Annotated in this window: 20 protein-coding genes and 1 pseudogene; 9 read left to right on the top strand and 12 right to left on the bottom strand. The window is 71.8% G+C overall.

Annotation, left to right across the window (positions count from 1 at the left end):
* Positions 1 to 20 precede the first annotated feature (20 nt).
* The 7 genes from ACGFJ2_RS46365 to ACGFJ2_RS46335 are packed head-to-tail and all read right to left on the bottom strand — an operon-like array spanning position 21 to position 5,925.
* The gene (locus ACGFJ2_RS46365; RefSeq protein ID WP_393479536.1) at positions 21 to 1,634 is read right to left on the bottom strand and encodes an AMP-binding protein; all 1,614 of its coding nucleotides are present in this window, start codon (positions 1,632 to 1,634) and stop codon (positions 21 to 23) included.
* A complete protein-coding gene (locus ACGFJ2_RS46360; RefSeq protein WP_393479533.1) occupies positions 1,631 to 2,212 on the bottom strand; it encodes a hypothetical protein in 582 nt (193 codons plus the stop codon). Before ACGFJ2_RS46360 ends, ACGFJ2_RS46365 begins: the two co-directional genes overlap by 4 nt.
* The gene (locus tag ACGFJ2_RS46355) at positions 2,202 to 3,371 is read right to left on the bottom strand and encodes a beta-ketoacyl-[acyl-carrier-protein] synthase family protein (protein WP_393479530.1); all 1,170 of its coding nucleotides are present in this window, start codon (positions 3,369 to 3,371) and stop codon (positions 2,202 to 2,204) included. Before ACGFJ2_RS46355 ends, ACGFJ2_RS46360 begins: the two co-directional genes overlap by 11 nt.
* Positions 3,368 to 3,844 carry a 3-hydroxyacyl-ACP dehydratase FabZ family protein gene (locus ACGFJ2_RS46350; protein ID WP_393479527.1) on the bottom strand — a complete coding sequence of 159 codons (477 nt, stop codon included), beginning with the start codon at positions 3,842 to 3,844 and terminating at the stop codon, positions 3,368 to 3,370. Before ACGFJ2_RS46350 ends, ACGFJ2_RS46355 begins: the two co-directional genes overlap by 4 nt.
* Positions 3,828 to 4,298, bottom strand: coding sequence for an acyl-CoA thioesterase (locus ACGFJ2_RS46345; protein WP_393479524.1), 471 nt, complete (start codon positions 4,296 to 4,298; stop codon positions 3,828 to 3,830). The genes ACGFJ2_RS46350 and ACGFJ2_RS46345 overlap by 17 nt, the downstream gene beginning before the upstream one ends.
* Positions 4,299 to 4,306: 8 nt before the next feature.
* Positions 4,307 to 5,674, bottom strand: coding sequence for an aminotransferase class III-fold pyridoxal phosphate-dependent enzyme (locus ACGFJ2_RS46340; protein WP_393479521.1), 1,368 nt, complete (start codon positions 5,672 to 5,674; stop codon positions 4,307 to 4,309).
* Entirely contained in the window at positions 5,671 to 5,925 is a 255-nt protein-coding gene (locus tag ACGFJ2_RS46335; protein WP_357951892.1) for an acyl carrier protein, read from the bottom strand. The genes ACGFJ2_RS46340 and ACGFJ2_RS46335 overlap by 4 nt, the downstream gene beginning before the upstream one ends.
* 238 nt (positions 5,926 to 6,163) lie before the next feature.
* Here ACGFJ2_RS46335 and ACGFJ2_RS46330 point away from each other — a divergent pair, with 238 nt between their 5' ends.
* Positions 6,164 to 6,835: a class I SAM-dependent methyltransferase gene (locus ACGFJ2_RS46330; RefSeq protein ID WP_393479517.1), complete on the top strand. Its 672-nt coding sequence runs from the start codon at positions 6,164 to 6,166 to the stop codon at positions 6,833 to 6,835.
* Positions 6,836 to 6,870: 35 nt separating this feature from the next.
* On the opposite strand, the pseudogene ACGFJ2_RS46325 reads toward ACGFJ2_RS46330, so the two are convergent.
* The 3 genes and pseudogenes from ACGFJ2_RS46325 to ACGFJ2_RS46315 form a co-directional block, all read right to left on the bottom strand.
* A pseudogene (locus ACGFJ2_RS46325) lies at positions 6,871 to 7,779 on the bottom strand (RNA polymerase sigma factor); the annotation flags it as partial.
* Positions 7,780 to 8,243: 464 nt separating this feature from the next.
* The gene (locus ACGFJ2_RS46320) at positions 8,244 to 9,668 is read right to left on the bottom strand and encodes a wax ester/triacylglycerol synthase family O-acyltransferase (RefSeq protein WP_357951888.1); all 1,425 of its coding nucleotides are present in this window, start codon (positions 9,666 to 9,668) and stop codon (positions 8,244 to 8,246) included.
* A gap of 31 nt (positions 9,669 to 9,699) precedes the next feature.
* Positions 9,700 to 10,752: a winged helix DNA-binding domain-containing protein gene (locus ACGFJ2_RS46315; RefSeq protein WP_393479514.1), complete on the bottom strand. Its 1,053-nt coding sequence runs from the start codon at positions 10,750 to 10,752 to the stop codon at positions 9,700 to 9,702.
* 9 nt (positions 10,753 to 10,761) lie between these two features.
* On the opposite strand from ACGFJ2_RS46315, the gene ACGFJ2_RS46310 reads away from it, so the two are divergent.
* Both ACGFJ2_RS46310 and ACGFJ2_RS46305 read left to right on the top strand, forming a co-directional pair.
* A complete protein-coding gene (locus ACGFJ2_RS46310; protein WP_393479511.1) occupies positions 10,762 to 11,991 on the top strand; it encodes a cysteine desulfurase-like protein in 1,230 nt (409 codons plus the stop codon).
* Between the two features lie 21 nt (positions 11,992 to 12,012).
* The gene (locus tag ACGFJ2_RS46305; RefSeq protein WP_393479508.1) at positions 12,013 to 12,984 is read left to right on the top strand and encodes a tyrosine-type recombinase/integrase; all 972 of its coding nucleotides are present in this window, start codon (positions 12,013 to 12,015) and stop codon (positions 12,982 to 12,984) included.
* Between the two features lie 61 nt (positions 12,985 to 13,045).
* Here ACGFJ2_RS46305 and ACGFJ2_RS46300 read toward each other — a convergent pair whose 3' ends face one another.
* Both ACGFJ2_RS46300 and ACGFJ2_RS46295 read right to left on the bottom strand, forming a co-directional pair.
* The gene (locus ACGFJ2_RS46300; RefSeq protein ID WP_357951881.1) at positions 13,046 to 13,396 is read right to left on the bottom strand and encodes a hypothetical protein; all 351 of its coding nucleotides are present in this window, start codon (positions 13,394 to 13,396) and stop codon (positions 13,046 to 13,048) included.
* A gap of 114 nt (positions 13,397 to 13,510) precedes the next feature.
* Positions 13,511 to 15,487 (bottom strand): HelD family protein, encoded by a 1,977-nt coding sequence (locus tag ACGFJ2_RS46295; protein WP_393479505.1) that lies wholly within the window; start codon positions 15,485 to 15,487, stop codon positions 13,511 to 13,513.
* 61 nt (positions 15,488 to 15,548) lie between these two features.
* Here ACGFJ2_RS46295 and ACGFJ2_RS46290 point away from each other — a divergent pair, with 61 nt between their 5' ends.
* The 6 genes from ACGFJ2_RS46290 (at position 15,549) to ACGFJ2_RS46265 (ending at position 21,489) form a co-directional block, all read left to right on the top strand.
* On the top strand, positions 15,549 to 16,160 hold the full coding sequence (locus ACGFJ2_RS46290) for a TetR/AcrR family transcriptional regulator (protein WP_393479503.1): 612 nt from the start codon (positions 15,549 to 15,551) through the stop codon (positions 16,158 to 16,160).
* An 8-nt stretch (positions 16,161 to 16,168) separates the two neighbouring features.
* Positions 16,169 to 18,262: a polysaccharide lyase family 8 super-sandwich domain-containing protein gene (locus ACGFJ2_RS46285; RefSeq protein WP_393479500.1), complete on the top strand. Its 2,094-nt coding sequence runs from the start codon at positions 16,169 to 16,171 to the stop codon at positions 18,260 to 18,262.
* A 125-nt stretch (positions 18,263 to 18,387) separates the two neighbouring features.
* Positions 18,388 to 18,912, top strand: a complete 525-nt coding sequence (locus tag ACGFJ2_RS46280) for a PadR family transcriptional regulator (RefSeq protein WP_393479498.1) — start codon at positions 18,388 to 18,390, stop codon at positions 18,910 to 18,912.
* Positions 18,913 to 19,130: 218 nt separating this feature from the next.
* Positions 19,131 to 19,874 carry a siderophore-interacting protein gene (locus ACGFJ2_RS46275; RefSeq protein WP_393479495.1) on the top strand — a complete coding sequence of 248 codons (744 nt, stop codon included), beginning with the start codon at positions 19,131 to 19,133 and terminating at the stop codon, positions 19,872 to 19,874.
* A gap of 110 nt (positions 19,875 to 19,984) precedes the next feature.
* Complete coding sequence (locus ACGFJ2_RS46270) at positions 19,985 to 20,581, top strand: NUDIX hydrolase (RefSeq protein WP_393479493.1); 597 nt, start codon at positions 19,985 to 19,987, stop codon at positions 20,579 to 20,581.
* A 248-nt stretch (positions 20,582 to 20,829) separates the two neighbouring features.
* On the top strand, positions 20,830 to 21,489 hold the full coding sequence (locus ACGFJ2_RS46265) for a lysophospholipid acyltransferase family protein (protein WP_357951870.1): 660 nt from the start codon (positions 20,830 to 20,832) through the stop codon (positions 21,487 to 21,489).
* Positions 21,490 to 21,552: the final 63 nt, after the last annotated feature.

The raw sequence follows: 21,552 nt of genomic DNA, 5'->3' as shown, positions 1-21,552 counted from the left end.
TTTCCTTGTAGGCCGCCGGCTCACTTGTAAGCGGTCTCCTGGGCGGGGATGCCCCGGATCCGGCAGGGGCGTTCGGCGCGGAGCAGGAAGCGGTGCAGCTCGGCCCGGACGCGCCGTACCGCGTCATCGGTGGCGTCGCGCATGTACAGCTCCAGGACGAACCGCTGCCCGTCGTGCTCGGTGTGCTCGTCGTCGCCCGCGTACCTGCTGCGCCGATCGTCGCCCGCGTACGTGCCGCGCCCGTGCTCGCCCGCGTGCGTGCCCTGCCCATCGTCACTGGCGTGCCCAGTCCGGCGGCCGGGGCACAGGCGGGTGGTCGCGGCCACGACTCCGGGCAGCCCCATGGCCAGGCGGCGTACCGACGGCAGCGACACCTTGACCCCGTCCACGACGCAGGAGTCCCCCATGCGGCCGCCGAAGTAGAGATAGCCATCCGAGTCGAGACGGAACAGATCCCCGGTGGCGATCTGCGCCGAAGCGGTATGGGGGTCAGGAGCGCGGCCCTCAGTGGCGATCTGCCCGGGAGCGGTATGGCGGTCGAGAGCGCGGCCCTCAGTGGCGACCTCCCCTGGAGCGGTACGGCCGTCGGTGGCGCCGACCCGCCGCACGAGCACGGTGTCGGAGGTCACCAGCAACTCCCCCACCCCGTCGCGTACGTTCCGCAGGGACACCCCGACGCCGGGCAGTGGGCGGCCGACCGAGCCGTGCCGGTGGGCGGGTTCGAGATGCGCGGCCAGGGTGCTGACCCGTGGTCCCGCCTCCGTCAGGCCGTACGTGATGTACACCTCCAGGTCGCTCCGCGCCCGCACCAGCGCGGTGACCTCCTCCGACGGCAGGGCGTCGCCGCCCACGGTGAGCATGCGCAGGCCCCGGGGCGGCGCACCGGGCACCAGGTTCCGCAGGAGGAAGGGGGTCAGCGAGGAGCTTGTCACGCCGTGGCGGCGTACGGCGTCGAGGTAGCCCCGCGGGCTGAACGGCGGCCCGGTGACCACCAGGCGGGCACCGGTGACCAGGCCCGCCAGCGCCTGGGCAACCAGGGCGTAGGAGAAGTTCAGCGGCAGCGTGACCAGCATCGTGTCGTCGCTCCGCAGCCCAACCGCCCCGGCGTGCCTGGCGGCGTTCCGGAACAGGGACGAGGCCCGGTGGAGGCAGCCGCTGAAGATACCGGAGGTCCCGGAGGTCAGGATGATCACGTGGCCGGGCTCGTGGTACTGCCAGGGACCGGGGAGCGGGGCGACAGCGGTACGGCCGAAGCGCCTGACCGCCGTACCGGGAACAGCCCTGCCGTACGGGGTGACCAGCAGGCGCGCGCCGAGACGACGGGCGACCTCCACCAGGCGACCCGCGGGCATGGCGGGCGGGACGGCGACGGGCACCGCTCCGCCGTGGAGCGCGCCGAACAGATACCGCAGCAGCGCCGTCCCGCTCGGCAGAGCGAGAACCACCACGTTCCCCAGCCGATCGGTCAGCTCGGCGAACACCTCGGCGAGGGCCGCGACGGGCGTCGCCGAGCCAGGCTCTGCGCCGCCACCGCCGTCGCGACCGTCACCGTCACCGCCGTCGACGTCAACGGCTCGCTCGGCAAGGTAGGTCTCCACCTCGCCGAGCGTCGGGCCAAGGTCGTCGGCGCTCATCCCGGACCTGGGATCTGGCCATCGGCATCGCCGCGCCTCGCTGCTCGCGCCCGCGCGGCGGCGTTGTGGCGATCTGCTGCCGGGGCCAGGATGCGGGCGGCGACGGTGTGGTGACCGTTGTTCTCGCTGTGCTCGGCGACGGCGACGTAGCGGCACTGGCCCGTCGCCAGCCAGCCGGCCGCGATCAGCGCCACGACGGGCCCCGCGCGCTCCGGCGGCATGCACACCAGCAGGCTGGGGCCGCGGAAGCCGAGCGTGATGCAGAGCAAGCCGGCGAGCGAGCCGGGGTTAGCGCCGGCGAAGCGTAGCGGAGAGACGCGGCCCCGGGCGGCCGTGTCGGCGACTGAGCGCATGGTGGGGCGGGTCCCGTGGTCGCTGACGGCCAGGGCGCCGATCTCGGCCACCCGCCGACGCACCGCCTCCGGTGCCCCGGCCAGCGCCGCCTCGACCGCGGCCACCACGAGCCAGGCCGCCGGGTCGGCGTAGAAGGAGGCGGTCCGGCGCCCGGCCGCCGCCAGGTCGCCGGTCTCGCACAGCCCGTGCGCCAGGGTGGCCAGGCCGGGGCGATCACCGTACATGCCGCGCTCCCCGGGTGAAGGCCAGGCTCGTGATGAACCCGCCGAAGCCGAGCGTCAGGCTGAGCCCCGCCCCGGGCCGCAGCCCGCCAGGCCGACCGGCGGGGACCGGAAGGGGGAACCCCTCCAGCACCTCTTCCAGGCCCGCGACCGGCGGCACCGTGCCGTAGTGCAGCGCCAGCACCACCGCGATGGCCTCCAGCACGCCGGTGGCGCCGAGGGTGTGCCCCAGCGCCCCCTTGGTCGCGAACACCACAGGCGGCGCCGCGCACCCCGCGAACAGCCCGGTCAAGGCGGCCGACTCGGCGGCGTCGTTGACAGGTGTACCGGACCCGTGGGCGTTGATCACGGCGATGTCTTCCGGGGCGATCCCGGAGGCGGCCAGGCAGCGCCGCACGGAGAGGCCGACTCCGCTGCCGGCCGGGTCGGGCGCCGTCATGCCCGCTCCGTCGTTGGCCACCCCTGTTCCGGCCAGCACCGCGTACGGCTCGGCGCCTCGGGCGCGGGCGGACTCCTCGCGTTCGAGTACGACGAATCCCGCGCCCTCCCCCAGCAGCGTCCCGTCGGCCCGGCGATCGAACGCGCGCAGCCGGGTGGGCGACATCGTGCCCAGTACGGTGTGCGCGAGCCGCTTGGCCGGGGTGACCACGTCGGCCGCGCCGCACACGCTCACCTCGGCGGCTCCCGACCGCACCACCTCGGCGCCGACCGCGATCGCGTCGGACCCGGACGAACAGGCCGTACTGACGGCGACGGGCGGCAGCCGCAGCCCCACGGCAGCGGCGACGTCGACCGCCCACTGGTACAGATCCCCGTCCTCGTCGTCCAGATGCGCCCCGAAACTGGTGCCCAGCACGGGGTACGGGTCCACCACCGCGCCAGGGACGACCCCGGACGGCCCGCCGACGTCCAACGAGCGGGGCGTGAGCCCGGCATCGGCGAGTGCGCGCGACAGTGTGCTCTCCGCCAGGGCCCGCTGCCGTGATGACGGCTTCAGCTCCGGCGACGGGTCGGCCAGGGTCGCGGCGAGCGGGTTGCGCAGCCGGTGCTCCGACGGTACCTCCCGGAACCCGTCGTCCCCGTCGAGCAGCCGCTGCCACACCCCGGCCAGGCTGTCGCCCAGGGCGGTGGACCAGGCCATGCCGGTGACCCAGACGTTCACCACAGCCGCCGCCCGAGCTGCTCGACCGTGACCCGGATGAGGGAGCCGCGGAAGGCCGCCACCCGTTCGCCCTCCACGGTCGCCCGGCAGGAGAAGTGGAAGGTGTTGCCGATGATCCTGTCGCTGCGCACGTCGAAGATCACCTGGTCTCCGACCACCACGATGCGGTGGAAGCGGCTGTGCGCCGAGCCGATGAGCGTGAGTTCGTCGTCGGCCAGCTTCGACGTGCTCATCTGGTAGAGGATGATGCCCGACTGGGCGATGGCCTGGACCAGGTGGCTGCCGGGGTAGATGCCCCGCTCGGGGAAGTGCCCGGCGATGGCGTCCATGGTGCCGGACACCGACAGCATGCTGCGCAGGTACTCTCCCGGCACGTAGTCGAGCACCCGATCGATGTAGATCATGGGGTGGCGGTGCCGCAGCCACTGCTTGATCTCCGTGAATCCCAGGGTCGAGTCACCCGTCTCGGCCATCGGCCCTCTCTTCGCTCAGCTGGGCGCGCAGCGCGGCGCGTAAGGCGGCGGGCAGCGGCGCCGGACGGCCGTCGGCCGCGTTGACCAGGCACAGCACGAGCGTGCCCGAGGCGAGCAGCGGCCCGGCCCCGTCGTCCGGAGGATCGGGCAGGCGGCGTACCGTGCCGGAGACCCGCCATGAGGCCCCGCCCACATGGTCGACGTCGGCGCGTACCTCGATCCGGTCGGGGAAACGGGCGGCGGCTCCGTAGCGCATGCGTAGTTCGGTCACGGCCGGCTGCAGCTGGTGCTCGCTCATCAGGCGGGTGCCGACGCCCATCGCCTCCAGGTCCTCCAGCAGCGCGGTCTCGATGAGCGAGGCGTAGCGGGTGAAGTGGACCACCCCCGCGGCGTCGGTGTCCACGTGCTCGACACGGCGGCGAAGCGGCCGCGGCCCACTCACCGAGGCGCTCATCGGCCCGCTCACCGAGCCGCCGTACCGAGGAACGTCGCCGTTCCCCGCCGAATCGCGGCGACCAGCTCCTCCACCTCGGCTGGGCTGGTGACCAGGGGTGGCGCCACGCGCATGGTGGGGAAGACGTACGGCAGGCCGTGGGAGCGGCGCCCCGCCCCGGCCATGAACTCGATGTAGCAGCCCGCCCTGATGATGTGCGACCGCAGCTCGCGCAGCCGGTCCGCCGCGTCCTCCGTGAGCTCCAGCCCTTGCAGCAGCCCCGTACCCCGCAGCCCGCGGTAGGTCTCGGGGAAGCGGTCGAGCACCTCCCGGCCGAGGAGCGCGGTCAGCCGCGCGCCGAGCTCGGCCGAGCGTTCGAGCAGCTTCTCCTCCTCGATCAGCCGCAGGCCGTCGTGGATCACCGCGCAGGTCAGCGGACGCAGGTCGGAGGTGGCCACGGCACCGGACGGCCGTACGGACAGCGACCGCCTGGCGATCACCATCGAGGTGGACAGCACGCCCATGCCGAGGCTCTTGCCGATGACGGTGATATCGGTGGGAATCGGGCCGTCCTCGTCCGCCATGGCGAAGAACCGGCCGGTCTTGGCGAACGTGAGGACCTCGTCGGCCACCAGCAACGCCCCATGCTCGGCGGCGAGCGCGGCCAGGGTCCGCAGGTAGCCGGGCGGGGGGACCAGCAGGCCCGCGTCACCCTGGACCGGCTCGACGACCACGGCCAGCAGGCGCTCTCCGTGGCGGTCGAAGAACTCGCGTAACGGCTCCGGGACACCGAACGGAAGGTGCTCCACCGTCAGCCCGTACTGGCCGTCGGCGGCCATCCCCGGGAGCCCGGCGCGGAAGTGGCGCCGGTTGAGCAGCGGCGTGAGCGCGCCCGTCCATCCGTGCCACGCGCCCTGGAAGGCGAGCACGAGATCGCGGCCGCCCCGCTCCGGGTCGGGCCGCGTCCGTCGATGGTCGTATCTCGACTCCAGGACCAGCCGCACGGCCAATTCCATGCCCTCGGAGCCGGAGTTGCGGCCGGCCGCGTGGTATTCGCCCGGTGGGAAGTGGTCGCGCCACAGCCCGCCGGGGCCGAGCGTCGCGGCGAGGAGGCGGGTGCGTTCGGCGACCTCGATCTCGTCCGTCGCGTACCCGAGATCCGTCGCCGCGCGCGTCAACGCGCGCAGCACGGCCGGGTGCCCGGCCCCGAGGCAGGCGCTGGCGTACCCGCCGGAGGCGTCGATGACCTCGAACGGCTCCCCGGCGCCGCCGCGCTCGGCCAGCCGCAGCCGCACGCCCCGGCCGCCGACCGAGACGAACGGAAGCCGGCTGCCACCGTAGTGATCCAGGTGCAGGCTGTGGGACGGCGACGCGGCGGTCAGGCCCGCGTGGTTCACGTCCCGCCGCCCTGCAGACGCCGGATGAGCGCGGCGAGGGCGGCGATGGTACGGAAGTTCTCGGGTACGAAGTCCTCGTCGGAGACGCGGACATCGAAGATGTCCTCACATTGCACGCGGAGTTCGGTGAATCCCAGAGAATCGAGCCCGTAGATGTCGCGCAGGCTCTCGTGGTCGCTGATTTCCTCGGCCGGCGTCTCGACGAACAATTCGGTCGCCAGAATCTTCTTTATGGTGCTCTCGATTTCCATTACACCTCCGGACAAAGCGCATGGTAAAGAGAACGGCACAGGACGTGGCAGCTTAGTCACGGAATAGCAGGTCGGCCGCGGAATCCCGGGGCCGTTGGCCGCCAACACCGCCCAGCATGAACCAACCGATGTTGTTCGTCAATTGCATCCGGCGTCACGGAGTTCACAGGAATTCAACAGGATGAAGCGGAAATGGGAATTACCCCGGTGGGCCGCCTTTCCGATCTACAGTGCGGTTATGAACACGGGTACTGGACCGGGGGTGTTCACCTCCGACGGCTCACCGGTGGAGTTCTACGCCGCGATCGACGCCGCGGGCGAACCGGAGATCATTCAGCGGGGCGTCCCCGCGGGCGGGTCGATCCTCGAACTGGGCGCGGGCACGGGCCGGGTCACGCATGCCCTCACCGCCCTCGGCTACGACGTGGTGGCCGTCGACGAGTCGGCCGAGATGCTGGCCAGGGTCGAGGGCGCCGAGCGGGTACACGCGCGGATCGAGGACCTCGCGCTTGAGCGGCGCTTCGACGCCGTGCTGCTGGCCTCGCTGCTCATTCATGTGCCGCTGGTCTCGACCAGGCGGCGCTTCCTCGACTGCTGCCGCCGCCACGTGCGTGACGACGGCGTGGTGGTGATCCAGTGGATTCCGCTGGACGTACGCGCCACCTGGTCAGTGGGGACGACCTTCGGGCGGTCCGGGTTCACCACCACGATCACCGAGTTCGCCCCGTCAGGGCGGGATCTGGTGAATCTCACCCTGAGGTACGAGACCGACGGCCGACTCTGGACCCAGTCGATCGTCGAGCGGCCGCTCAGCGACGACCAGCTCACCACGGCTCTGGCCGAGTCCGGGCTGGTCGTGGACCGCTTCCTGACCCCCGACCGGACGTGGCTGACCGCCCGTCCCAGCTGAGCCGCCCGTCCTGGCCGGGGTACGGGCCACCCGTCCTAGCTGAGGTATTCGCGCAGCGCCAGAGCCCTCGACGGGTGGCGGAGCTTGGACATGGTCTTGGCCTCGATCTGCCGGATCCGCTCGCGGGTCACGCCGTAGATCCTGCCGATCTCGTCGAGGGTCATCGGCTTGCCGTCGTTCAGGCCGTACCGCATGGAGATGACGCCCGCCTCGCGCTCGGACAGCTCGTCGAGCAGGGCCCGCAGTTGCTGCTGGAGCAGGGTGAACGAGACCGCGTCGGCCGGGGAGACGGCCTCGGTGTCCTCGATGAGGTCGCCGAACTCGCTGTCGCCCTCCTCGCCCAGCGGCGTGTGCAGGGAGATCGGCTCGCGGCCGTAGCCCTGCACCTCGGCGACCCGGTCGATGGGCAGCTCGGTCTCGACGGCGATCTCCTCGGGCGTGGGCTCGCGGCCGAGCTCGCCGGACAGCCGCCGCTGCGCCCGCGCCACCTTGTTGATCATCTCGACCATGTGGACCGGGATGCGGATCGTCCGCGCCTGGTCGGCCATCGCCCGGGTGATGGCCTGCTTGATCCACCACGTGGCATAGGTGGAGAACTTGAACCCGAGCCGGTAGTCGAACTTTTCGATCGTACGGATCAGCCCGAGGTTGCCCTCCTGGATCAGGTCGAGGAAGAGCATGCCGCGGCCGGTGTAGCGCTTGGCGATCGACACCACCAAGCGCAGGTTGGCCTCCAGCATGCGTTCCTTGGCCCGCAGGCCGTCGCAGGCGATCCATTCGAGGTCGGCGCGGAGCTGACCGGGCAGATCGGCCTCCGTGCTGAGGCGCTCGGCGGCGAACAGTCCCGCCTCGATCCGCTTGGCGAGGTCGATCTCCTGCTCGGCGGTGAGCAGCGGCACCCGCCCGATCTCCTTCAGGTACGCCTTGACCGAGTCAGCGCCGGCGACGGGGGCGCCGTCGGCGATGTTTTCGTCTAGCTCGAGAACCTCTGCTGCTTGGGACAAGACACTCTCCTCGCTCGGGTCGTTCGACTGGCGAATATCGATCTCGGACCAAGAAGTCCCTCGGGGGCGAGGGAGCGGGAGACGCAACGGGTCGTCGCCGACCACGCTGTCCGGCTGCTCCTGATGCGCGGGTCCGGCTGGACGACCGCGGCCCGGGGGGCGAAGATGGCCATCATCGGTTACTTCCCGCGCGCGGGTGATTCGGCACCTGTCCGTCGTAAGAGGTTCGCCGTGGCCGCGCGGGGCAGGGCGAGAGTGAACTCGCCGCCATACTCGTTAAGGCGACGAGACGCGTGTCCGGCCTCAGTCCCACCATCGTCTTCCACGCTACCCGCTGCCCGGCCATGCTCGGCGCCCGCCCGGCGACCGGTAAAAGCCGCCGGTAGAAAACGGGGCAGCGTGCGCTATTGCGGCAGGTTCCGTTCCGCGTTGAGCAGTTCGTCCAGCGCCCCGCGCAGATCGTCGGCGAGCTCCCACGCGTCGGGCACCATCTCCCGGTCGGTGACCACGCCGATGTCCAGGGAGCCGTCGTAGGAGAAGGCGGTGATGTTCACCCCGCCGCTCACGTCGGTGATCACCGAGACCGGGTAGTGGGTGAGCAGCCGGGCGCCGCACACGTACAGGGGGAACTGCGGGCCCGGTACGTTCGAGATGGCCACGTTGATGGGCGGCGCGGTCTGCCCGACCAGGCCGAACGCCGATCTGGACGCCAGCCCCATGAGGGCGGCGGGCATCGACTCGCTCAGCTCGCGCAGCCACCGCGCGGGCGCCAGCGAGAACCTGTCCTTGATCCGCTGCATGGCGAGCCGCACCTGCTGCAGCCGCGCCACGGGATCCTCGAGGTGGACGGCCAGCGGCGCCGTCATGAACGTCACCTGGTTGCCACCCGTCCCCGCCTCCCGCAGCGAGAACGGCACCCCGGCGATCAGCGGCTGACGCGGGACGCCGCCGTGCGCGGCCAGCCACCGGCGCAGCGCGCCCGCGCACACGGCCATCACCACGTCGTTCACCGTCACCCCGAACGCCTTGCGCACCTGCTTGATCTCCTCCAGCGGCAAGGAGACGAACGCGAAGCGCCGATGCTCGGAGACCGGCCCGCTGAACGGCGTCTTGGGCGCGGGCAGCGACGGCAGTTCCGGGGCCTGCCCGGAGCCGGCGACCCGGCGGGCCAGCCCCGACACCATCCGGCTGCCCGGCAGCGACGACACGACGGGGATCTCGTCCAGGTGCGGCATCGCCCGGGCGGCGAAGCGCACCGCCTGCGCCGGATTGCCGGCCAGCCTGGCGAGCCCGCGCAGGACCATCTCGGCCGCTCCCGGCGGCTCCGAGTCGCGCTCGGGCGCGACCGCGGGCGCCGGCGCGGGTATGGGGCCCACGTCGAGGAGGGCGGCCAGTACGTCGGCGCCGCCGATGCCGTCCACGGCCGCGTGATGGATCTTGGTGTAGAGCCCCATGCGGCCGCCGGACAGGCCGTGGATCAGGTAGATCTCCCACAGCGGCCGGCGGCGGTCCAGGCGGCGGGCGTGCAGCCGGGACACCTGGTCGGCCAGCTGCCGGTCGTCGCCGGGCGGCGGCAGCCCGATCTCCCGTACGTGATAGTCGAGGTCGAGGTCGTCCTCCTGCACCCAGTAGGGGTGGTCCAGCCCGAGGGGCACGAACGCGAGCTTGCGCCGCAACGCGGGCACGTACGGCAGGCGCCGTTCCAGCAGGGCCTGGAGGTCGGCGCGGTTGAGATCGCCGTCCAGGATGGCCAGGCCGGCGATGTTGGCGATGTTCGTCGCCGTCTCGAAATGGAGAAACTGGGCATCCAGGGCGGTCAGCTGCGGCATGGCTCATACCTCCGCCCCGAACAAATCAGAATCAGCTCATTACTTCAAGTGAGCGGGCCTCCGCGTCCGGCTCGGCGAAGGCCAGCAGGGCCATCGCCTCCTCCTCCAGCGCCTCGGTCGGCACCGGGGTGAAGGGCGTGAGGAGCAGCTTGGCCTTCTTACCCGTGCGCCTGATCTGCCAGGTCCCGGCCACGAAGCCGTCGACCAGGTAGGTGGCGCGGACGCGCAGGTTCTTGGTGACGACCTCGCCGCGGTGCTCCTCGGCCAGCACGCGGGTACGGTCGGCGTGGCCGAGCATCAGATTGTCGAAGTCGGGCAGGAACCTGACCGGCGCCGGCACGTCCTCCTCCGGCCTGGGCGCCTCGGGCAGGTCGAACAGCTCCCGGCCGCGCTCGTCCACCAGCACCTCCAGCCGGTCGCGCATGCCGTTCAGCACGGCCTTGAGCCCGCTCAGCCCCGACCACGTCTGCATGTCGGCGGCGGTGGCCGGGCCGAACGCGGCCAGGTACCGCTCGACGAGCGTCCCGATGTCCGGCTCCGCGGCGAGCTCGATGCCCGGCAGGGCGAAGGCGGCCTCGCGCGGGAAGCTCCACCGGTCCTCGGTCGGCACCATGATCAACGGGACCATCATGCGCACCGCGTAGCCGAGCGCCCGGTCGTAGGCGCCCGGGAACTCCCTCTCCAGCCTCGGCCGCAGTTCGTTGAACGTGTGCGGCCCCTCGGCCAGCAGCCGCTCCGCCGCTACCGCGACGGCGGCGAAGTCGACCTCCGGGAAGCGGCGCGCCGCGGCGGCGAGCAGCGGCTGTAACAGGGGCCGGAACTCGGCGAAGTCCGCCGCGGTCACCAGGTGCAGGGTGGCGCGCATCATGGTGGCGCGCACGAGCGTCCGCGCGCGCAGCGCCGCGTGCAGGTCGGCGCGGGCGAACCCGTCGACCCGGGTCCACAGTCCCAGGTACGGCGGGCGCGGCTCCTGCGCCTGCAGCCCGGCCAGGCGGTGCACGACGGCGGCCACGCCGCCCTGGTGGCGGCGCAAAAGATGCTGCCGCGCCAAGGTGGCCCGGTTGAGCTCTCTCAGGGTGAGCATGAACACATCATGCCCTTTGCCACTAAATTTCCGGTCGCTAAATTCCCTGTTCAATCGGTACGCGCGACCTATCCCGCGCTGGACGACGGCCACGCCTATCTCGACGGCGCGGCGGGCACTCAGGTCCCGCAGTCGGTGATCGACGCCATCGTGAGCGCCTACCGTACGGGTATCGGCAACGCGGGCGGCGCCTTCGAGGCCAGCCACCGCGCCGACGAGATCGTGGCGGCCTGCCGCGCGGCCGTGGCCGACCTGGTCGGCGGCCTGCCGGACGGGGTGATCCTCGGGCCGAACATGACGACGCTGACCTATCGCCTGGCCGGCGCGCTGGCCCTGGGCTGGGGCCCCGGCGACGAGGTGGTGGTCTCGCGGCTCGACCACGACGCCAACGTACGGCCCTGGATACAGCTCGCCACGCGCGCCGGGGCGACGATCCGCTGGGCCGAGGTGGACCCGGCGACCGGGGAGCTGCCGGTGGAGCAGTACACGAACCTGATCGGCGAGCGTACCAAGCTGGTGGCGGTGACCGCCGCGAGCAACGTGCTGGGCACCCGCCCGGACGTTACCGCGATCACCACGCTGGCACACGCGGCGGGGGCGCTGACCTACGTGGACGGCGTGCACGCCACCGCGCACGGCCCCGTAGACATCGCGGAGCTGGGCGCCGACTTCTACGCCACCAGCGCCTACAAGTGGTCGGGCCCGCACATCGGCGCGGTCATCGCCGATCCGGCGCTGCTGGAGACGATCAGACCGGACAAGCTGGCCTCCTCCCCCGACACCGTGCCGGATCGCTTCGAGTGGGGCACGTCCCCCTTCGCCGATCTGGCCGGCGTGACTGCCGCGGTGAACCACCTGGCCACCATGGTCCCCGGCACGGGGACGCGCAGGGAGCGGCTGCTCACCTCGCTGTCCGCGGCCGAGGTGTACGAGCAGGAGCTGTTCGCCGTGCTGATCGCGGGCCTGGAGGCGATGCCGCACGTCACGTTGTACGGCAAGCCCGCCAGGCGTACCTCGACCGCCTACTTCACCGTCGCCGGGCGCACCCCTCGCGAGGTCGCGGAGGCGCTGGCCGCGCGCCGCGTGAACGTGTGGAACGGTCACAACTACGCCTGGGAGCTGACCGGCGCGCTGGGCATCCGCGACTCCGGCAGCGCGGTGCGGGTCGGCCTGGTGCACTACAACGACCATTCTGACGTCGACCGCCTGCTGAAGGCCGTGACCCGCCTCGAAGAGTGATCCCGGGGCTAAGATCGCCGGGTGAGCCTGCCCGCCGTACCGGGCCCGCCGACCACGCTCGTCGAGCCGGCCCGCGACCCCTATCACGTCTATCTCGACTCGCTGACCAGCCCCGAGTCGCGCCGCACGATGCGCGGCTGCCTCGACCGGCTGGCCCGCCTGCTCACCGGCGACGAGGCGGCCAGCGGCGCGGGCCAGCCATGGCATCTGCTGCGTTACGAGCACACGGTACGCATTCGCACCCTGCTGACCGATCAAGGCTGGTCGGCGGCCTACGTCAACAAGCACCTGGTGGCGCTGCGCCGGGTGCTGAAGGAGGCGTGGCGGCTCGGGCAGAGCAGCGCGGAGGACTACGCGCGCGCCTCCGACCTGGCTCCGGTACGCCAGAGCCGCCTGCCCACCGGTCACCACGTGCCACCGGAGGTCGTGGGGGCGGCCCTGTCGGCCTGCGACGACTCACCCGCCGGGATCCGTGATGCGGCACTGATCGCGGTGCTCTACTCCACCGGCTGCCGTCGCGCCGAGATCGGCGGCCTGTCGCTGTCCGACTACGACCCTGGCGCCCGCTCGCTCCGGGTCCGCGGCAAGCGCGACAAGGAGCGGATGGTCTACCTGACGACCGACGCGATCGGGCTGGTCGAGCGGTGGCTGGCGGTGCGGGGCGACGAGGCGGGCGCGTTGTTCAGCCCGATCAGCAGGATGGGCCGCGTACGGATGCGCGAGGGCCGCCCCGTCGGGCTGACCGGGCAGGGCATCGCCGACATCCTGGCCAGGCGGCTGGGCGAGGCGGGGGCGGCCCGGCGTACGGCGCACGACTTCCGTCGCACCTTCATCGGCGAGTTGCTGGACGCGGGCGTCGACCTGGCCACCGCCCAGGCGCTGGTCGGCCACTCGTCACCGGCGACCACGGCCCGCTACGACCGCCGCCCGGAGAAGACCCGCCGCGAGGCCGTCGACCGGCTCCGCCTGCCGGCCGCGCGACCGCTCCGCTGAACCTTCCAGGTGCTGTCCCTGCCCACCGTCCTGGCCGGGCGGCAGGCAGGGGACGGCGGGATCAGGTGTTCATGTTGGACACCACGATGTAGCCGATGACCATGCCGAGGATCATCGCCACACCCGAGGTGACCGCGGCCCACTTGCCCAGCGTCTCGCCGCGCGTGTGGCCCGCGATGCCCAGCCCGATCCCGGCCAGGCCGAACAGAATAGGGATGAACAGCAGGGATATCGCCGCGCAGACGAACGCGATGATCGACAGCAACTGCCCGGCCGACTTCTGGCCGGACTGCGCGTACGGCGCCTGCTCGTAGGGGGGCGGAGGCGGCGGCCCGGGGGGCGGCTGCTGCGCCCACTGGGCCTCACGGCGGGACGGATCGTCGCCCGGGGGCTGATCCTGGGGGGAGGTCACGATCTGGGCTCCTCTCGAGAACACAACCAAGTCGGCGGCCCGTTCCTGACGTGAGGCCATCACACACCGTGTCGGTCGTCCTGTCGAGCGGATCAGGCTACGACATCTGGTAATTCAGGTGATTTCGGGGGCTGTAAAGACATCGAGAGGTAGCGGCCGGGAGTGCACCACATCCAGCCGGGAGACCGCGCGGGTGAGCGCGACGTACAGGCGGTTGAGGCCGCGCGCCTCGGCCTCGACGATGGCGGCGGGCTCGGCCAGCACCACGTGGTCGTACTCCAGGCCCTTGGCCATCGAGGCGGGCACCACGCTCAGCCGCTCGCCGATGTCGAGGCCGCCGTTCCAGAGGGCGTCGGTGAGCGGGCCGGCGTCGGCGTCGGCCGCGATGACGCCGATCGACCCCTCGAAGGTCAGCGCCTCACGGGCGGCCGCGACGACCCCCTTCTCCAGCTCGATCACCTCGGTGACGAGCAGCCTGCCGTCGGTGCGGTACGACGTGGTGGCGGGCACGTCCACCTCGAGCGCCGCCAGCAGCCGGTTGGCCGGGCCGACCACCACCGCGGGCACCCGGAACCCGGTCGTCAGCGCGACGATCCCGGCCTCCGGCTTGCCGAGCAGTTCCAGGTGCCGCGGCCAGGAGACGGCCGCCCATGGCGTAGTGCCCTGCGCCAGGTCGCCGAGCACGGTGATCGAGCCGTGCTCGCTGCGCCTGGCCACCGCCCTGCACTGCATCGGCGACAGGTCCTGCGCCTCGTCCACGATGACGTGGCCGTAGCCGCGCGGCCGTTCCAGCAGCCCGGCGATCTCGTCGAGCAGCACCAGGTCGGCCTCGGACCACTTGGCGCTCTTGTAGCCGCGCGGCGGCCGGGCCCAGGTGATGGCCGCCCGCTCGTCGGCCGTCAGGATCGGGGCGGCCGGTTCCGGGTCGCTCAGCAGCGCGCACAGAAGCTCCTCGGGGCGTACGGCCGGCCAGATCTCGTCCAGGAACGGCGTGAGCGCCTTGCCGATCTTGCGCGTCCAGACGGCGTTGCCCGTGTGACCGCGCAGCTCGGCCTGGCGCCGCATCAGCTCGGTGATCCGGGCGCGCACCCGTTCACGCCCGATCGCGTACGGCATGGCCTCGCGCCGCGTGTCGTCGACGATGCGGCGCAGTTCGTCCTCGCCGACCCGCCACCGGTAGGAGCCGTCGGCGACGGAGACGGGTTCGACCGGTTTGCCGATGCGCCCGTACAGGGCCTTGCGCAAAACCTCGGCCATCCGCGCGTCGTGCTTGACCAGCGCGGCGGCCGGGCTGTCCGTGGCCGTGACCGCGACCGTGCCCAGCAGCCGCTCCAGCGTGGTCTGCTCGACGTCGACCTCGCCCAGCGCGGGCAGCACCGCCGAGATGTATCCGAGGAAGGCCCGGTTGGGACCCAGCACCAGCACCCCCGAGCGCTCCAGCCGCTGCCGGTGCGCGTACAGCAGGAACGCCGCCCGGTGCAGGCCAACGGCCGTCTTGCCGGTGCCAGGTGCGCCCTGCACGCAGATCGACTCCTCCAGCCCGGCACGGACCAGGTCGTCCTGCTCGGGCTGGATGGTGGCGACGATGTCGCGCATCGGGCCGACGCGCGGCCGTTCGATCTCGGCGGCCAGGATCCGGCTCTCGGTCTCCTGGCCTTGGGCGAGCCGTTCGTCCTCGAACGACGTGAGCGTGGTGCCGGCCCAGCCGAATCGGCGGCGTACCTCGACGCCCAGCGGGTCGCGGGCGCTGGCCCGGTAGAACGCCCGCGAGACGGGCGCCCGCCAGTCGATGACCACCGGCGGGCCGCCGTGCTCGCCGGTGATGTGCCGCCGGCCGATGTGGTAGCTGCGCCCCCGGTGCTCGGCGGAATCGCCGCCGAAGTCGAGCCGTCCGAAGAACGGCGGGCCCTCGGGCTCCTCGCTCAGCTCCTTGGCCAGGCTCTTGAGGTGGCGGCCGAGCCGTTCGGCGCTGTAGCGGTCGCCCGCCACGCTCTCGCCGACGATCACGTTGTCCCGTGCCGCGTCGAGCATCCTGCGCAGCCCGGCTCCGCACTGTTCGACGTATCGCCTCTCCTCGTCGAGCGTGGTCATTCCACCTCCAGTTAACTCGGTTAATACTTTTACCAGGTTAACACTTTGGTAGAGTGACCACATGACAGGACTTCGGCAGTTGCAGAGGGAACACGTGCGCGAGGCCATCTCCACGGCGGCCATCTCGCTCTTCCTGGCGCGTGGTTTCGACGAGGTCCCCGTCACCGAGATCGCCGCCGCCGCGCGGGTGTCGAAGCCGACACTGTTCAAGTACTTCCCGGCCAAGGAGGACCTCGTCCTGCACCGCATCAGCGACCACCAGGGCGAGTTCGCGCGGGTGGTGCGGCAGCGCACGGCCGGCGAGCATCCGCTGACGGCGCTGCACCGGCACTTCCTCGACGCCCTGGCCCGGCACGACCCGGTCACCGGGCTGAACGACCAGCCAGAGGTGATCGCCTTTCGCCGCATGGTGTTCGGCACGCCCAGCGTGGCCGCCCGCCTGCTGCATCACATGTCGATGGATGAGGACGCCCTGACCGCCGCGCTCGCGGAGGCCCCGGAGATCCCCGACGCCCTCACCGCCTCGCTGCTGGCGGCGCAGGTGCTGGCCGCGCACCGGGTACTGGCCAGGTACAACTGGCAGTCCCTGGCCGACGGGCGCGCGCTGGCGGAAGTAGAGCCGGAGGCCGTACACCGCACCGACCGCGCCTTCGCCCTGCTGCGCCACGATTGAGGAGCGACATGCCAGATCTCGAAACGGCCGTCGCCACGGCCCTCGAAACGGCCAGGGGCCGGCTGCGGCACGAACTGCTGGACACCGCCTCCGGCACCACCGCAGTCGGCGCGGCCACCGGCCTGGCCGACCCGGCCCTTCTAACCGGCCCCATCCCCGGCCTCCCGACCAGCCTTGTCGCCAACCCACCGGCCGGTCCCGGCGCCGACGGGCCCACTCCTCTGGTGAACCGGCTCGGGACTGATGGCACTTGGCCGGACCTCGACTACGCCGACCGGGGCGACGGCCGGAACTGGGCACCGCTGGAACACCTGTCCAGGGCCCTCTCCCTGGCGCTCTCCCCGCAGCACCATCCCAGCGCGCTCACCGCCCTGGACGCCTGGCGCCGCCGCGGGCCGCGCAGCGCCAACTGGTGGTACAACGAGATCGCCGCTCCCCAACTGGCCGGAGACGCCCTCCTGCTACTCGCCGACCGGCTCGACCCGGCCGAGCGCACGGCCTGGGGCACCTGGCTCGCGGGCTGCGCGGGCCATGGGGAGATGACCGGCCAGAACCTCGTCTGGACCCAGGCGGTCGTCCTGCGCCACGGCCTGCTGGTGGACGACGCCGACCTGGTCTCCTCGGCGGTCGCGCGGATGGCGACGACCCTGCGGCCGACCCACGGCGAGGGCATCCAGGACGACTTCAGCTTCCACCAGCACGGCGCGCAGCTCTACTCCGGCGGCTACGGCTTCGCGCTGGCCGCCGACCTGGGCTTGTGGATCTATGTGGTGTACGGCACACCGTGGGCGTTCGGCGGCACCGAGGTGGGCTTCTTCACCGACTTCCTGCTGGAGGGCCTGCAGTGGGCGATACACGGGGGCGCCTTCGACTTCACCACCATGGGCCGCAACATCACCCGGGCGGACGCCCACCGACCCACCCCCGACCTGCGAACCGCGATCCGCCGCCTGCGCGCGTCCGGCGCGCCCCGGCAGGCCGAACTGGCGGCGTTCGAACAACGCCTGGCCGAGGCCGAACAGCCGACCGCGGAACGCACTGCCGGGACCACTGCGGAGCCCGCTCCCAGCTCCACTCCCGGGGCCACTGCGGGACCCGCTCCCGGGTCCAGTGCCGGGTCCAAGGCGTCACGGCTCCCTACCGGGACCGAAGGCGTACAGCCCGCTGCCAGGACCGAGGCCGCACGACCCGCTGCCGGGCCCGTTGGGTGTCGTTATTACCCACGTTCCGACTACCTCGTGCACCGGCGGCCCGGCTGGTCGGTGTCGGTGCGCATGTCGTCCACCCGTACCGCGCCCACCGAGAGCATGAACGGCGAGAACCTGCGTGGCCGCCACCTCGGCGACGGCGTCGCCCCCATCCGGGTCGGCGACGGGCCGGAGGACAGCTACCGGGGGGTCATCCCACTGTGGGACTGGGCGCGCCTGCCCGGTGTGACCGCCGAGCAACCCCCCGACCCGGCGGCGCTCCTCCCCCGTCCCAACGACCGGCACGGCGCGTCACCGGACGTCGGCGGCTGGACGGACGGCCGCCACGGCGTGGCCGTGATGCGCCTTGCGGGGACCGACCGGATCACGGACGGCTGGAAGGCGTGGTTCTGCTTCGACGACGTCTTCGTCGCGCTGGGGGCCGGGATCACCGCGCCGTCGGCCGCGTACAGGGTGGTGACGACGATCGACCAGCGCCTGGCAACCGGCCCGTTGACGACCGGCCCGTTCGCCACCGGGCCGGGGACGACCGGGTCCTTCGTGCATCAGGGGCAGATCGGTTACCTGCCGCTGTCCGACCGGGAGCCCCTTTCGGCGCGGGTGGAGCGCCGGAGCGGCAGTTGGGCGGACATCACCGCGACCGGGTCCACCGCGACGCTGGCCGCCGAGGTGTTCACCGTCGGCTTCGACCACGGCCCGCGGCCGGCCGACGCCACGTACGCGTGCCTGGTCCTGCCCGGCGCGGACGCGGCGGCCACGGCCGCGCGCTGGGCGGACCCCGGTGTCACCGTCCTGTCCAACACTCCCCTGCTGCAGTCGGTTCGCTGCGACCACAGCGGCGTGACCCTCACCGCCCGCCACGACGCACGGGGGCTGGCCTTGACGCGGAGCTGAGGCTTACGCGGTCCACTGCGACCACAGCAGCGTGCCCCCCACCCGTCCGCCACGACGCACAGGGGCTGGCCTTGACGCGGAGCTGAGGTTTACTTCGTTATATCGTTCGATATAGCATCCGAGCCATGATGAACGCACGCCGCGCGCCCGGCGGAGGCGGTCTCGGGCCGACCGGGCGCTTCTTCGGGCCCGGTGAGCTGCGCCTGGCGATCCTGGCCCTGCTCGCCGAGCAGCCCGGCCACGGCTATCAGGTGATGAACCGCCTCGCCGACCGGTTCAACGGGACGTACGAGCCCAGCGCGGGCTCCATCTACCCGACGCTGCAGATGCTGGAGGACGAGGGCCTCGTCCGGGTCGAGGCGGACGAGGGCCGCAAGGTGCACCACATCACCGAGGCGGGCCAGAGCGTGGTCGGTGAGCAGGCCGAGGAGATCGACCGGCTCTGGGCGCGGGCGGCCAGCCGGGGCGAATGGGGGATGTTCCGCGAGCCCGAGGCGGCCGAGATCATCGGCCCGGCCCTGCGCCTGGTGAAGGCCGCGGTCAAGACGCTCGCCCACGCGCACGGCGATCCCCGGGTGGTCGACGAGATCCAGACGATCTTCATCGAGGCCCGCCGCCGGATCGAGCAGCTGGACCCCCGCCGCCGCTGACCATCCGCGCTCAGCTTCACAGGTCCGCGCTCAGCCCGGCCACAGGTCCGCACACAGCCCGCCCGCGCGTTCTCGCTCAGCCCGTACGCACACAGCCCGTACACACACAGCCCGCACGCACTTAGCCCGTACGCGCGCAGCGGCCCGTACGCGCTTAGCGCGTAGACGCGCAGCCCGTACGCACTAAGCCCGCGTCCGCACTCAGCAAGGAGTTGGAAATGAAGACGACCATCACCCGCGCGCTGCGCGACCGGCTGTTCGTCGTCGGGGAGGTGTTGGAGACCGAGCAGGTGACGCCGCGCATGCGGAAGGTCAGGATCGGCGGCGAGGCCCTGAGCGAGCTGAAGTGGACCCCCGGCCAGCACGTCCGGCTGGCGGTCAACGACATCTTCGCCGCCCGTACGTGGTTACGGGGCGAGATCACCGACGCCCTGCGTACGTACTCGATCTGGCACCACGACCCCAGCTGGCAGACCATCGAGCTGATCGGCTTCGACCACGGCGGCGACGGACCGGGCACGACCTGGATCAGGAACGCCCACCCCGGCCAGGAGATCGCCTTCACCAAGCCGGAAGGCAGCCTCGTGGTACGCCCCGCGCCCTACCATCTGTTCGCCGGGGAGGAGACGGCGTCGGTCGCGTTCGGCGCGATGCTGCGCGCGCTGCCGCTGGGCGAGACGGTGTTCGGGGCCGTGGAGGCCGATGGGCCCGGTGACCATCTGGACCTGCCGCGCGAGCTCACCCGGGTCTGCCGCGACGGAGCGTCCGCCGCGAACTCCGAGCTGCTGGTGGAGGCCGTCAGGAAGCTCGACCTGCCGGACGAGCCCGGGGTGGCCTACCTCGCCGGGGAGGCCCGGACGATCCAGGCCGTCCGCGCGCATCTCGTACGCGAACGGGGCTGGCAGCGCGGGGACGTCCGGACGAAGCCCTTCTGGACGCCCGGCAAGCGCGGACTCGACTGACACCTTCCGGACGCCCGGCAAGCGCCGTCTCGAATGACACCTTCTGGACGCCCGGCAAGCGCTGTCTCGAATGACATAGGTGGATATAGCGGGCGTGAGATCCTGTGCTGGTGCTTCCTCCGATCGATGAGTTGCGTGAGCTGGTCGCCACCCGCCTGACCGCCTTCGACCGCCGGGAGGTGCCGCCGGCCGAGGGGGTGCGCCGGGCCGCCGTGACGGTGTGCGTGCTCAAGGATCCGGCCGGCCTGCCGTACACGATCCTCATCAGGCGGGCGCCGCGCGGACGCAATCCCGGGCAGTGGGCGCTGCCGGGCGGGCGGCTCGACGACGGCGAGCAGCCGGTCGAGGCGGCGCTGCGGGAGCTGGCCGAGGAGACGGCCGTCACCGGTGTCGAGGTGGCGGGGCTGCTCGACGACTTCGTCACCGACTCGGGGTTCGTCATCACGCCGGTGGTGGCCTTCGGCGGGGAGCAGCGGCCGGTCGCCGACGCGCACGAGGTGGCCTCGGTGCACGCGGTGCCGCTGGAGCGGTTCCTGGCGCCGGGGGTGCCGCGCTGGCGCGGCGGGCTGCTGCAGATGCCGCTGGGGCCCTCGATCGTCGTCCACGCGCCGACGGGGGCGATTTTGTGGCAGTTCGCGGAGGTCGCTCTGCGTGGCCGTGAGCTGCGGGTCTTCGACGTCGCCCAGCCACACTGGACCAGAACCTGACCGTTTCTTTTAGGCCGGTGGAATACGTGCCGCCGGATGTCCGTTAGCATCGAATGGCCGATGTGGTCTGTGTCCCCCGGGCCGCAAATTACCGCCTTCACGGAATACCGTTCGGCTGGAGCCGTGTTGTGCATCTCGCCGAGGAGGCGACCGCCACATCGGCCTTAGGCTTTTCAGGCGCCCCGGTTCCGGCCGGGGCGCCTGCTCTAGGGTGGGTGGCCGGACCGCCGATCATCCAGGAGAGCCCGTTGCTATATGAAGTGGTCAAGTTCGCCGCTACGCCGATCGCCCATGCGATGTGCCGCCCGCACATCTCCGGCGCGGCGCACGTGCCGAGGACGGGACCGGCGATTCTCGCCGCCAACCACTTGTCGGTGCTCGACTCCTACCTGCTGCCCGCGCTCCTGCCGCGGCACGTGACGTTCGCCGCCAAGAAGGAATACTTCTCCGGCAACCCGGTCTCCGGCTGGTTCATGCGCCTGGGCGGCAGCCTGCCCACCGACCGCGACAGCGCGCACGCCGCGCAGGAGATGCTGGACGCCGCCGCCGACCTGCTGGACCGCGGCGAGTTGTTCGGCATCCACCCCGAGGGCACCCGCTCCCCCGACGGCCGCCTCTACCGCGGCAAGATCGGCGTGGCCTGGCTGGCGCTCAAGACGGGCGCGCCCGTGCTGCCGGTGGCCCTCAGCGGCACCGAACGCGTGCTGCCGGTCGGCGCCAAGGTGCCGCGCCCGGCCAGGATCGGCATCACGATCGGCGCGCCGATGCGGTTCGAGGGCGACCACAGCAAGGCCCGCGACCGCCGCCGGGTGACCGACGAGATCATGGCCGCGATCCGGGAGCTGTCCGGCCAGGAGTACGTGCCGACCTATGCGTCGAGCTTCAAAGCTGCCAGCAATATGTCCTAATTTGTCGCTAAGCTCTGCAACCTGTCGATGACCATGGGGGCTGACCAGTGGCGCGTGGCCGCA

Source organism: Nonomuraea sp. NPDC049028, assembly GCF_043197735.1.
Classification (GTDB): domain Bacteria; phylum Actinomycetota; class Actinomycetes; order Streptosporangiales; family Streptosporangiaceae; genus Nonomuraea.
Note: the sequence above shows the minus strand (reverse complement) of the source record. Positions and strands in the feature narration are given on the sequence as shown.

Excerpts from the sequence above, each read along its gene's own strand:
- ACGFJ2_RS46285 (WP_393479500.1), top strand. The coding sequence starts at position 16,169 with ATGCCAGATCTCGAAACGGCCGTCGCCACGGCCCTCGAAACGGCCAGG.
- ACGFJ2_RS46330 (WP_393479517.1), top strand. The coding sequence starts at position 6,164 with ATGAACACGGGTACTGGACCGGGGGTGTTCACCTCCGACGGCTCACCG.
- ACGFJ2_RS46365 (WP_393479536.1), bottom strand. The coding sequence starts at position 1,634 with ATGAGCGCCGACGACCTTGGCCCGACGCTCGGCGAGGTGGAGACCTAC.
- ACGFJ2_RS46320 (WP_357951888.1), bottom strand. The coding sequence starts at position 9,668 with ATGCCGCAGCTGACCGCCCTGGATGCCCAGTTTCTCCATTTCGAGACG.
- ACGFJ2_RS46280 (WP_393479498.1), top strand. The coding sequence starts at position 18,388 with ATGATGAACGCACGCCGCGCGCCCGGCGGAGGCGGTCTCGGGCCGACC.
- ACGFJ2_RS46350 (WP_393479527.1), bottom strand. The coding sequence starts at position 3,844 with ATGGCCGAGACGGGTGACTCGACCCTGGGATTCACGGAGATCAAGCAG.
- ACGFJ2_RS46315 (WP_393479514.1), bottom strand. The coding sequence starts at position 10,752 with ATGCTCACCCTGAGAGAGCTCAACCGGGCCACCTTGGCGCGGCAGCAT.
- ACGFJ2_RS46275 (WP_393479495.1), top strand. The coding sequence starts at position 19,131 with ATGAAGACGACCATCACCCGCGCGCTGCGCGACCGGCTGTTCGTCGTC.
- ACGFJ2_RS46345 (WP_393479524.1), bottom strand. The coding sequence starts at position 4,298 with ATGAGCGCCTCGGTGAGTGGGCCGCGGCCGCTTCGCCGCCGTGTCGAG.
- ACGFJ2_RS46310 (WP_393479511.1), top strand. The coding sequence starts at position 10,762 with ATGCCCTTTGCCACTAAATTTCCGGTCGCTAAATTCCCTGTTCAATCG.
- ACGFJ2_RS46360 (WP_393479533.1), bottom strand. The coding sequence starts at position 2,212 with ATGTACGGTGATCGCCCCGGCCTGGCCACCCTGGCGCACGGGCTGTGC.
- ACGFJ2_RS46295 (WP_393479505.1), bottom strand. The coding sequence starts at position 15,487 with ATGACCACGCTCGACGAGGAGAGGCGATACGTCGAACAGTGCGGAGCC.
- ACGFJ2_RS46335 (WP_357951892.1), bottom strand. The coding sequence starts at position 5,925 with ATGGAAATCGAGAGCACCATAAAGAAGATTCTGGCGACCGAATTGTTC.
- ACGFJ2_RS46290 (WP_393479503.1), top strand. The coding sequence starts at position 15,549 with ATGACAGGACTTCGGCAGTTGCAGAGGGAACACGTGCGCGAGGCCATC.